At 71.5% G+C, this 841-nt stretch carries 1 protein-coding gene and 1 pseudogene; both read right to left on the minus strand.

Annotated elements, in window-relative coordinates; all coding sequences use genetic code 11:
- Positions 1-439: pseudogene (locus ACEN88_RS33000) on the minus strand (hypothetical protein); the annotation flags it as partial.
- The coding region (locus ACEN88_RS33005; protein WP_413346508.1) for a PilN domain-containing protein at positions 436-841 on the minus strand (406 nt) is incomplete at its 5' end. The gene ACEN88_RS33005 and the pseudogene ACEN88_RS33000, both read right to left, overlap by 4 nt.

Raw genomic sequence — 841 nt, forward strand, 5'->3', positions numbered from 1 at the left:
GCGCCGCGCCGTCGGTCAGCGTCGACACGGGCAGCGTCTTCAGCGACACGAGCTTCAGGCGCCCGTTCGCGCGCAGGATCGCCTCCAGCAGCGGCGCGATGCGTTCCGGCGGCACGAGGCCTTTCTGCATCGTGCGCAGCTCGTCGCTCGTGCGCGCCGTCTCGGCCCGCAATTCGCCCAGATGCTTGCGCAGCGCCTCGTTCGGATCGTTGCCGTACGCGCGCGCCTTGCCCTCGATGTCGGCCGCGATGCCGCCGATGGTGATGGTCTGCTGCTGCAGCGTCGAGCGCAGCGCCGCTTCCTTGCGCGACATCGGCGCGAACACGAACGTATTCGCGAGGAACACGAGCACGACGACGGCGGCGCCGAATGCCATGATGCGTTCGCGCGGCTGCAGCGCTTCCACGCGCGCCGCGAACTGGAGCCAGCGGCGCTTCATGGCTGGCCTCCGGGGACCGGCGTCGAGGCCGCACCGGCGGCCGCCGACTGCAGGCTGAATTCGACGTACGGCGCGGGCGCATCGGACTCCTTGCCGTCGGCATCGCGCACCTTGACGGTGGCGGCCTGGCCGATCTGCATGCTGCCCACCGGCTTGCCCTGCAGGACGCGTTCATTGCGCAGTCGCGCGAGGTAGCCCGGCACGAGGGCGGGGTCGAGCGCGCGCCCGCGCACGCCGATCTCCGTGCCGGCGCCGGTGATGGTCACGCCCGTCAGCCACAGGCCGTCGACGCTTTGCCGCGCCAGCGCGCGGAAGTATTCGGCATAGCCTTCGGTATTGCCCAGGTCACCGCGCTGGATGACGTCGGCCACGCGCCGCAGCGCATCGTGCTCGGCCTGGGCC

Origin of the sequence: Massilia sp. CT11-108 (genome assembly GCF_047302915.1) — a bacterium.
Classification (GTDB): Bacteria; Pseudomonadota; Gammaproteobacteria; order Burkholderiales; family Burkholderiaceae_D; genus Telluria; species Telluria orientalis.